Here is a 10,204-nt window from a genome sequence, read left to right as displayed (position 1 = left end):
GGGCAGACCTGTGGTATTTCAAAATCTTCAGCAACTCTTTTAAAACCGAAAACTATGAAACGACTTATACCATTTACCCTGCTTACCATCGTGCTTTTGCTATACGCTACCTGTATCAATGCGCAATATATCCTTTCCGGAAAAGTGCAAAGCTCCGGCGGCAAAGCGCTGCCTCAGGCCAGTATCAGACTGCTGCTCAGCAAAACCACAGCTACCACTGATGAAGGTGGCAGCTTTCAATTAAAAGTGAACACCATTGCAGATAGTCTCTTAGTTAGCCATGTGGGATACAAGGCTCAGAAAGTATTTGTCAGGAGCACTGCAAAGCAGCCACTCATGATCACCTTGGTACCAGACGCACAAGCTCTGGACGAAGTGACCGTATCCACCGGATACTATCAGGTGCCCAGGGAGCGTGCTACAGGCTCCTTTAGCCATGTCGATCAAAAGCTGATCAACAGAACCACCAGCCCCGACATCATCAGCCGCCTTGAGGGCGTTACCCCGGGCCTGCAATTTAACAGGCAGCAGGTAACCGGAGAAGCGAAAAAGACTCCAGCCTTGCGGGTAAGGGGGCTGGCTACCATAGAGTCGGATGAAACACCATTGGTCGTGCTCGATAATTTCCCATATGAAGGTGACATCAACAACATCAATCCTAACGATGTAGAAAGCGTTACACTATTAAAAGATGCAGCAGCGGCCTCCATCTGGGGTGCCAGAGCAGGCAATGGCGTTATTGTCATTACTACAAAAAAGGGTAAGTACAACCAGCCTGTCAGCATCGCGCTCAATAGTAATTTTACCATTGGCGATAAACCTGATTTACAGTACAACCGTAAATTCCTGCCTTCGATGACAGTATTGGATATTGAACAAGAGCGCTTCAAAGCCAATGGCTATACAGAAGACCCGCTTACAGTATTTCCGGACTATGTAGAAAGCCTGATCCGCAATAAGAACGGACAATTGAGCGATGCAGACCTGCGGAGACAACGGGACCAGCTTGCAGGTTACGACATACGGGATGAGGCACTGAGGTACCTTTACCGCCGCTCCCTGAATCAGCAATACGCGTTAAATATCAACGGAGGCAGCGCCGGTCATCGTTACTTCTTGTCAGGTGGTTACGATCGTGCACAGGATAATGTAGCGGGTAATGGCAACAGCAGGCTGAGCCTGAATGTCCAAAACAGCTTTACGCTGCTGCGAAATCTCGAACTGAACACCAATATGCGCTACACCGACCAGAACCAGCAAAATAACGGGATCACGCTTTCAAACCTCAATCCGGATGGCCAGCAGGCTTCCGCCTATCAGCGGCTCGCCGATGCAGACGGAACAGCCCTCCGCATTCCTTACCGCCTGCGTACAGCATACCTGGACAATACCGGACGCACTGACCTGCTCGACTGGAACTACAGGCCACTTGACGAACAACGACTGGCCGATAAAACGGCAAATGCTAACGAAGTATTGCTCAATGGCGAGCTCAGGTATCGCTTCCTTTCCGGATTCAATGCCCAGATCAGCTACCAATACCTCCGTTCAGCTTCAGAGAGCCAAAATTATAATGCACCCGAAAGCTATTATGTGAGGGACTGGGTCAATAAATTTACACAGTCAGACGGCAGGCGCATCATCCCTTACAACGGCATTATGGAGCTCTTTGCCAAAACCAAAAGCAAAGCACAGTCGGGCAGGGCGCAGCTCAATTATAACCGCGATTTCAACGGTCGCCATCAGTTATCAGCATTAGCTGGCGCCGAAGTACGAGAACAGGTACTCAACAGCTTCCCGGTATCCAGACTCTACAATTTTGACCGCAACCTGTTTACAGGTACTGCCTATTTCGATTACACAAAATCTTATCCTATTTTGCCAAGTGGAAACCTTTCTATACCGGCACAAGGCGGCTCATTGAGTCGTTATACCGATCGCTATTTGTCTTACTTTGGCAATGCCTCCTACACCTACGCGCAACGTTATACTTTTTCTGGCAGCACACGCTGGGATGGTTCCAATCTCTTTGGCGTAAAAACCAATCAGAAAGGTGTACCACTATGGTCTGTCGGAGGAAGCTGGGAACTGAGCAGGGAGGACTTTTACAACTTAAAATTATTCCCTCATCAGCGCCTGAGGCTCACCTATGGCAGCAGTGGAAACGTCAATAAATACGTTAGCGCCTATCCAACTATTAGATTCATGACAGAAAGGCAATTGCCTTCCGCAGCCGTCACTAGTATCGGTAATCCTTCGCTAAGGTGGGAAAAGGTTAAGATCATCAACGCAGGATGGGATTTCAGCGTCAAGGACCAAAGAATCACTGGCAGCATAGACTATTACCGAAAAAATGCCGAAGACCTGATCGGTGTAGATTTCCTTGCCCCTTCCACGGGTATTTCCGAAACGATAGGCAGTTTTCAGAACAAGATTAACTATGCAAACATGAAAACCAGCGGTTTAGACCTGCAAATCAATGCAAGTATTTTGAAAGGCATGTTCAACTGGGACGCAACGGCACTTGCCAGTTATGTGCGAAACAAGATCACCCGTTTCAATACAAACGAAAATGTTCTTGTTACCAGTTATCTATCGGGTATAGTACCTCCGTCACTGGGCCAGTCAAGAGACATCCTGTATACATTACCATGGCAGGGCCTCAATCCTCAAACAGGTAAGCCAATTGTGTTGATAGACGGCAGCCAGAGTACAGATTATCAGGGCTTTATGACTAAGCTCAACAAAGCCGACCTCATCAGCGCCGGTGTAACTATACCGCCATACTATGGTTCTCTGCGAAATACCTTCAGCTTCAGGAATTTCGAACTCAGCGCACTATTGATCTGGAAAGCGGGATACGTATTCAGGAGAAGCTCGATATCGCCCGGAGCAGAATATTTTACCAGTGCCGCTTATCATGTCGATTATTTGCAGCGGTGGAAATCCCCTGGCGATGAAAAACGCACAAATGTACCATCTGCGGGTAGCTACAATCTTTATCAGAGCCTTGTGTATGACTATTCTGACGCGCTGGTTACCCGCGGAGATCATATCCGGTTGCAGGACATCAACCTGGCCTATACAGTCGATGAGCGCCTGTCCAAAAAATTTCATATCCAAAACCTGCGTTTCTTTGTCAACTGCAGCAACCTGGGCATCTTGTGGCGGGCCAATAAACAGGGCATAGACCCCGAATATCCCGAGGCCAGCTACCCGCTGACGCGAAATATAGCTTTGGGAATACAAATGAACATTCAATAATAATAATCAGATTATGAAAAAGACCATACTAAACGTACTGATGCTAAGCAGCCTCGTGCTTACCGCTGCTTGCAAACGTGATTTTCTGGATATCAAACAAAATATAAGCCAGGCAGTTCCGCGGAACATTTCAGATTTTCAGGCGATTCTTGATAACTCCGGCGAAATGAATGCAGCCTCATCACATGGGCTGGGCATGCTTGGGGGTGATGAGTATTTTATTCAAGACGGCAGGCTCAGCAACATTAAAGATGCCTATCAGAGAAACGGGTACATCTGGGCCAGGGAAATCCATGAGGGCGAAAGTTGCCCTGATTGGAATAACGCTTACAGCCGCATTCTGCTCAGTAACTTGTCGCTGGAAGGCATCGAAAAGATCAAACCAGTAGCCAGCCAGCAAGCCGCATGGAACAATGTGAAGGGCTGTAGCCTTTTCTTCAGGGCCATCAATTTTTACCAGCTAGCGCAAGAGTTTTGTAACCCCTATGATCCGGCTACCAAAGACCAGGATATGGGAATTCCACTCAGACTGGAATCAGATATCAGCCTGAAAATATCAAGGGGAACGGTTGGGGGAACTTATCAAAGAATTATATTGGATCTCAAAGAAGCTGCCGACTTGTTACCCGAAAAACCGTTGATCAAAAACCGTCCTTCCAGGCTTGCCGCACTCGCAATGCAGGCAAAAACATATTTACTGATGGGGGACTACCAAAGTGCAGCACAATATGCGGATCAGTGCCTGCAGATCAATAATTACCTGATCGATTTAAAAACATTGAAAGATTTGAACCAAAGTTATCCGTTAACCGAGATCAATATTGAAGAAAACAATGAACTGATCTTTTTATTGACTACCACAAATATTACCCTAATTGCGGTGGCCAGGTTCAATGCAGCTGCTGATTTACTGAACAGCTATGAAGCCAATGATCTCAGGAAACAAGCCTGGTTTTACGATTCCTCAGGGAGAGTGCTTTTTGGTGGCGGCTACCTTTCCGGCAAATGTACGGGCTTGGCGGTGAATGAGGTAATCCTGATCCGCGCCGAATGCCGCGCGAGAACAGGAAACCTGGCCGGTGCGCTTGAAGACCTGAACTATTTGCTTCGCAATCGCTATAACTCCTCCTTTATACCGCTTGCCATTGCAGATCAGGACGCTTTGTTAAAGCGTATTTTAGAAGAGCGTAAAAAGGAATTGGTTATGCGTGGTACACGGTGGGAAGATTTGCGAAGACTTAATAAGGAGGGCAGATTTGCAAAAATGCTGACAAGAACGATTGATGGCAATAACTATCAGTTACCGCCCAATGATCCGAGGTATGTATACCCGATTCCTGAGCAGGAGATCTTAATGAGCGGGATTCGGCAGAACCTCAGGTAATTATAAAGGCGGTGTCTTGATGACACCGCCTTTATAATTAAAATCGAAGATATGATTTGTAATTAATCTTCCGGACTTTCAGCAGTATCGTCTACAGACGTATGCGAACCAGGGGCTTTAGCCGCAGCAACGTTCGCAGGGACTGTAGTAGCTGAACCATCAAATGTAAGCTCGACACGGCATACATTACCTGAGTTTTCCGTTCTTGCACAACCATTTTCATCAGTCTCTGGCGGGGCAGTAGTCAATGACCCGATGACTTGGTTGGATTCTACCGCAGGGTCACCGCTGGGAATTGTTACCGTATACCAGCCGTTTGCCGGTGGATCAAGTTTACCAACTGCTTTAAAAGCACTTTGAGTAGTAATAACTAATGCAGCAAATAATACCGCCAATACACCAATTTTGTTAAATTTATTCAATAAGGTTTTCATACTAATAGTTTTATGGTTCTTTTACCGCACATACACCAAAGCTTCGTACACGCAGCGTAATTCTTTTTGGGTCTATACGCAGGGCAAGCTCTTAACCCTGCTGTTTGGCTAATCAGGGCCGGTTTCCCTCCTTTCTGTTTACAGAATGAAACCATATGTGAATGGACGCCCATCCCTTTTCAAGGGCAATACCAATTACCGCCAGCACAATAAAGAAGAGATTAAACACCAGGTGCTCCCGATACCCCATGTTTTTCAAAATCCCACCACAAGAACAAGGTCTGTGTCCAAAAATCCCGCTCATGGCAATGGCGATATATAGTGTAAAAAATATCATTAAAATTAGGGAGGCATACAGACCTTTTAATCGTGTTTCTTTATGCAACAGCAACAAAACGACTATCAACTCTGTCACAGGGACTAGCCACGCCAGCACAATCGCAATACCTCTCGGAAAAATCTGTTTAAACATTTCGTTCCTGCTTTGCTCATAGTTCGCAAGTTTACTCACTGCGGCGTAAAAGAAAAGTAAGATCAGCAAAGCTGCCAGTCCTTCAATTGACCGTTCTCTGGTCAAAAAGTTGAACCTGTAATTTTTAAGTTGACCTTGTGTTTTTGTTGTCATCATATCTGGTTTCTATTATTTATTTATCACCTCCCTGACATAAGCAGGCATGTGATAAAACCTTACCCATACCCATCCTCCTTCCCTCGATGATTAAAGACATGAAGCCTGTTCCGGCTAGTGCCGTCCAGAAGAGGTTAATATTTAGATAACTGATGTTTGCCATAACTTTAAGTATTGATTACTCAAAGCTCTGCACTATTTTTTTTGGTTGAAATAGAGAATCCTGCCAAAATTCAGCTCAAATGAACCAGATTTTGGCAGGATTTCAAACCTATATTGTATTAGGGAATACTTATAAACAAAGTCCGTGAACTTCGTTGGGAGATATTCCGTGAAATTTTTTAAACGCCGTACTAAAGTAATGTGGATTAGTATATCCCACAGTTGCAGCTACCTCTTTGATGGATTGGGTAGCCGTTAACAATAGAACCAATGCTTTATTCATCCTCAGTGTTACTAAATATTCATGCAGAGGCATATCGAATGCAATCTTTACCAAACGTAATAATTGTCGCTCGGACACATTAAACTGATCTGCCAGTCCGGGTATATTTTCAACTATTTGCTCTGCATAGTGTGCTATGATAAAGCTGGCAATCTTTTTAGCCAGGATCCGATGTAAAGTTTCTGTTGTGTACTTGCCATCTACAACCATCCCATGATATTGGATGCTCAGCTGGGTCAGAACGCTGTCAATGGTAATATCCAGATGTTCCCGGTTTATCCCGTCATGTAATAACATTTTTTTTACCTGTTTAATTGTTTCCTGGTTTACGGGGCAGTGTGGCAAAGAAAAAACCGGCTGTTCAGCCGCCAAAAATTGGTCTGTTATAAGTTTAAACTTTTCCAGTCTTTCGGCTTTACGCATCAGCCATTCCGGTCTTAAAGTCAGCAGCAACAGCCGGGTCCTTCCTGCCTTTATTTTCGCCTTATAACTGCCTTTATTGATGTAGCCCATATGCCAGGCACCACCCCGGCTTTCAGAGATCAGGTATTCAGGGGGCTTGTAAAGTGCGGAATGGCCTTCAAACATCAGGAACATAAATATGGAAGGCTCTGCGCGCGTATAAGGAATGAATATATCCGCGTCAAGTAAATATTCATACCATTCAATATGTAGCAGGTAACTGCTAAAAGACTGCCTTAAAATATAACCTTCCGGCAAAGTGATGAGGTTGGCCAGCGCATACTGGATAGGCCAGGAGCAAAAATGAGGCAAACGGTTTAACGTGATGGTTTCAACGACAGCTGAAACCAGTTGAAGAGCGATATGTGATTGCATTTATTTAGGCCCCCACCCACCGCCGGCAATAAGCCTGTCCCGCATTTCAACTGCTTTGCCTGTAGCTTCCTCTTCTGCAAAAACTGTTATTGCTTTTTTGCCGGTCTTGTTCAGCATCACGGCATAAGGTATTTTCCCGTCATCAGGCACATAACCGGGATTCCTGATTGCTTCAATGATTTCAAGCCTGGCCAGCTTTATCAGGCTAAGCCTGAATTGTTCAGCAGCTTCATAACTGTCATATACACCATAAATACCTTCAAGGGGATCACTATCCCTTGCCGATACAATGTAAACTTTTTGATTTTCAATCATAACATTGATTTCTCTTTATAAATATTTGGTTAGTTTCTTTTAACAGCTAAAGGTCAGTAACAAAAAATTGTTTTTTGCTGTGCCAATTTGCGTTATCGGTACTGTGCCAATTTCATATCTGCACCGCATCACCAATACTTTATATACATTCGTTGCCAACTAACATTTTAATTTTTAAAAACTAAACCATATGGATTTTGATAAGCAATTATGGATTATTCCTGAACTCGCACGTGGCCTGTATATGGCGCAGATTCAGCAGTTTATCATCGGAAAAATTGAAAGAGGTGACCTTAAGCCACTTGATCAGATACCACCTTACAGAATGATTATTAAATTTAACAGCCAGGTTAAAATACACAGAAACACTGTATTTCAGGCATATGGCAAGCTCGATGATAAAGGATGGATAAAGACAGCACCAGGCAAAGGAACATTTGTTTCGGTTACATTTCCCGGGCATGCAAAGCTATATCCTCAGGCAAAATCTGTTTACCAAATGCCTGTATTGCTTCACACGCAGAGTTTGAAGAGAGTTAAATCACCACTAAAAAAACAATCTTTTATCAATGTAGGTTTTGTGGTCCCCAGTCCATGTCATATTCCGGCAGGCTTGTATAGCAAATACCTAACCATGCATACAAAACAATATGAGAAGATCACTCAAATGCAGCAGGTTATAGATTTGCATGGTTTTGAGTTTAAAGCAGCAGTTTTGGAATATGTATCTACGCTAAGGGGTTTTGGAACAGATCCTGATTGTATGGATATCATAAGGGGCAGAGCTGAAAGCCTGGAAGCGGTATTCAACCTGATATTTAATAAAGGTGATGTGCTGATCAACACCTCAGCCGAAGATGCGGAACTTGACCTGGTTTTGAACCGCTGCAAGATAAAGAGTTTGCCACTGGATACAACTGGACCGGATTTTATCGCTAAATTAATATTTATGCTAGAAGGCGGGAATGTTAAAGCAATGCATATACGCCCGCAATGCGGTTTCCCAAAAAGCAATAACTTTAGTGTGGAAATCTGTCTTAAATTAATAGCCCTGGCTAAAGAATATGGCTTTCTGCTTATTGAAGAGGATGATTATCATGAATTCTGGTACGGCAGTTCTAAATATAAACCGCTTGCAACCTATGCACATGAGGGATATGTAATTTATTTAGGCGCGTTAAGCTTACTCTCAGCCTATACACAAAATATAAGAATAGTGAACGCTGCCGCGGATTTTATCGCTTTGTTGAAATTAAGGCCACCCGGATTTTTCCACTATAGGAATCTTATGGATGAAAAAATGCTGATTAAAATGATGAACAGCGGCGAACTGACACAATGGGGGAAGTCTGTAAACAATATAAAACAAGAACATTTACGCATAGTTGCCGCACAGATGCGCAATTACTTGGAGGATAAGGCCGTGTTCAATTACCCTGAAAGCGGATTGAATCTGTGGCTTGCCTTTATTACAGATGAGCACCTTACGGCCTATATGTCTGGCCTTGAACAAGCCGGATTTGATATTCCATATATGCCAAATAGTGAAAGGCCGGGCCAGGGAATAAAAGACATGCGGCTGGGATTTGGATCATTTGATTCTCAGGAAGCTGAAGCCCCGGCTAAATTTCTCCATCAAAACTTTAACGGCGATTCGTTATCCTAAACATGAACCGGTTCTTCATCATTTTATTCTGGACAAACTTTTGCCTTTCTGGATCATTGGCAATGTGGTATTTGCCATGGGCTTAGTGGTTTCCCTCCTGGTTTACAGTATTATGCCTGTAGGTAGCATTTTACTGTTATTTTTCTTTTTATGGATCTATTTACTGGCCATCCTTGGTTTCGGCTTGCTGGTTTCTAATTATTGCAGCAGCCAGCAGCAGGCCATGCTGGTCATGTTCTATTTCATGATGGTCTTTATATTAATGGGCGGCCTGCTCACCTCCATTGAAGGCATGCCCGGGTGGGCTAAAGTAATAACAGCTATAAACCCGGTTACTTATATGATTGAAGTGGTAAGGATGGTGATATTGAAAGGCAGCGGTTTATCCGATGTGCTGCCGCAATTGGCTAAGGTAACTGCCTTTGCATTGATATTAAACATATGGGCAATATGGAGTTATAGGAAGGTGAGTTAACTGGAAAGGCGGAGGCAAAGCCAATCGGTTTACCTCCGCTTTTTCCCCCAATATTGAAACAGCTGTTATTTCAAGTCGATGAGCTCCTGATCAATACCTAAATGATCTGCCAGCTCTTTTTTGGTGATCAGCTGATGCCTTTTTTTATTCAATATTTCTCTCAGATCTTTTAACAATTGTTGTGCGTACCTGATTTTTTTTCCGGTGATTTTGCACACGTCGCTGGGAACCACATATAGTCTTTCCATGTCGTTGGTTTTTTAAACCGCAACTCATATGGTGGCACATAGCGCGCACAACGACTGCATGCGCGGAACCTACAAGGCAGTAGGTGAAAAAATAATTAACTACTAATATATAATTTTCATGTCATATAAGATGCATAATATGAGTATGTTATGTGTTTTTTGCGCAGCAATTCTGTTAAGCGCACAGGACGCACAACGCCATTTTCAGTCACATTATATTTGGTTTCTAATCAATAGAAAACTAAAAATTTAATGTGATGGCAAACTCAGTAGAAACTCAATTACGGCTTACAACAAGTAGCTGGCAAGCAGGTGTTACCCAGGTGTCTGCTAGGTGTCTGTTAGGTCTGTGGAGCTAGCAGATACCTGTCTAGTCCTTGTCTAGTCCTGGAATAGCTTTACACTAGTCCTGGATTAACTTGACATCGTCCTGAAAAGAACTTAACATATCCTGTTTACGGATTACATACCATTTCATTCCGAATATAGTAATGCATTTTGTTGTTTT

The 10,204-nt window shown here is 43.8% G+C and carries 9 protein-coding genes; 4 read left to right on the top strand and 5 right to left on the bottom strand.

The features are described 5' to 3' along the window. The first annotated feature begins 54 nt into the window (after positions 1-54). Both VK541_RS23470 and VK541_RS23465 read left to right on the top strand, forming a co-directional pair. Positions 55-3,264 carry a SusC/RagA family TonB-linked outer membrane protein gene (locus VK541_RS23470; protein WP_324373021.1) on the top strand — a complete coding sequence of 1,070 codons (3,210 nt, stop codon included), beginning with the start codon at positions 55-57 and terminating at the stop codon, positions 3,262-3,264. A 13-nt stretch (positions 3,265-3,277) separates the two neighbouring features. Next, complete coding sequence (locus VK541_RS23465; protein ID WP_324373020.1) at positions 3,278-4,648, top strand: RagB/SusD family nutrient uptake outer membrane protein; 1,371 nt, start codon at positions 3,278-3,280, stop codon at positions 4,646-4,648. Positions 4,649-4,710: 62 nt separating this feature from the next. On the opposite strand, the gene VK541_RS23460 is transcribed toward VK541_RS23465, so the two are convergent. The 4 genes from VK541_RS23460 to VK541_RS23445 form a co-directional block, all read right to left on the bottom strand. Next, complete coding sequence (locus VK541_RS23460; protein ID WP_324373019.1) at positions 4,711-5,082, bottom strand: hypothetical protein; 372 nt, start codon at positions 5,080-5,082, stop codon at positions 4,711-4,713. 112 nt (positions 5,083-5,194) lie between these two features. Continuing rightward, complete coding sequence (locus tag VK541_RS23455; protein ID WP_324373018.1) at positions 5,195-5,710, bottom strand: MauE/DoxX family redox-associated membrane protein; 516 nt, start codon at positions 5,708-5,710, stop codon at positions 5,195-5,197. Between the two features lie 292 nt (positions 5,711-6,002). Then, complete coding sequence (locus VK541_RS23450; protein WP_324373017.1) at positions 6,003-6,992, bottom strand: AraC family transcriptional regulator; 990 nt, start codon at positions 6,990-6,992, stop codon at positions 6,003-6,005. Continuing rightward, complete coding sequence (locus tag VK541_RS23445; protein ID WP_324373016.1) at positions 6,993-7,307, bottom strand: hypothetical protein; 315 nt, start codon at positions 7,305-7,307, stop codon at positions 6,993-6,995. 190 nt (positions 7,308-7,497) lie between these two features. Between VK541_RS23445 and VK541_RS23440 the strand changes: the two genes are divergently transcribed. Both VK541_RS23440 and VK541_RS23435 read left to right on the top strand, forming a co-directional pair. After that, positions 7,498-8,973 (top strand): GntR family transcriptional regulator, encoded by a 1,476-nt coding sequence (locus tag VK541_RS23440; RefSeq protein ID WP_324373015.1) that lies wholly within the window; start codon positions 7,498-7,500, stop codon positions 8,971-8,973. A 40-nt stretch (positions 8,974-9,013) separates the two neighbouring features. Beyond that, positions 9,014-9,448 (top strand): ABC transporter permease, encoded by a 435-nt coding sequence (locus VK541_RS23435; protein ID WP_324373014.1) that lies wholly within the window; start codon positions 9,014-9,016, stop codon positions 9,446-9,448. A gap of 65 nt (positions 9,449-9,513) precedes the next feature. Here the strand turns inward: VK541_RS23435 and VK541_RS23430 are convergent, their stop codons facing one another. Continuing rightward, positions 9,514-9,696, bottom strand: a complete 183-nt coding sequence (locus tag VK541_RS23430) for a hypothetical protein (protein WP_324373012.1) — start codon at positions 9,694-9,696, stop codon at positions 9,514-9,516. Positions 9,697-10,204 lie beyond the last annotated feature (508 nt).

This window comes from Pedobacter sp., assembly GCF_035317785.1.
Taxonomy (GTDB): domain Bacteria; phylum Bacteroidota; class Bacteroidia; order Sphingobacteriales; family Sphingobacteriaceae; genus Pedobacter.
The sequence above is the reverse complement of the archived record's forward strand: the minus strand, read 5'-3'. Positions and strand labels throughout refer to the sequence as shown.

Excerpts from the sequence above, each read along its gene's own strand:
- VK541_RS23470 (WP_324373021.1), top strand. The coding sequence starts at position 55 with ATGAAACGACTTATACCATTTACCCTGCTTACCATCGTGCTTTTGCTA.
- VK541_RS23465 (WP_324373020.1), top strand. The coding sequence starts at position 3,278 with ATGAAAAAGACCATACTAAACGTACTGATGCTAAGCAGCCTCGTGCTT.
- VK541_RS23460 (WP_324373019.1), bottom strand. The coding sequence starts at position 5,082 with ATGAAAACCTTATTGAATAAATTTAACAAAATTGGTGTATTGGCGGTA.
- VK541_RS23455 (WP_324373018.1), bottom strand. The coding sequence starts at position 5,710 with ATGATGACAACAAAAACACAAGGTCAACTTAAAAATTACAGGTTCAAC.
- VK541_RS23450 (WP_324373017.1), bottom strand. The coding sequence starts at position 6,992 with ATGCAATCACATATCGCTCTTCAACTGGTTTCAGCTGTCGTTGAAACC.
- VK541_RS23445 (WP_324373016.1), bottom strand. The coding sequence starts at position 7,307 with ATGATTGAAAATCAAAAAGTTTACATTGTATCGGCAAGGGATAGTGAT.
- VK541_RS23440 (WP_324373015.1), top strand. The coding sequence starts at position 7,498 with ATGGATTTTGATAAGCAATTATGGATTATTCCTGAACTCGCACGTGGC.
- VK541_RS23430 (WP_324373012.1), bottom strand. The coding sequence starts at position 9,696 with ATGGAAAGACTATATGTGGTTCCCAGCGACGTGTGCAAAATCACCGGA.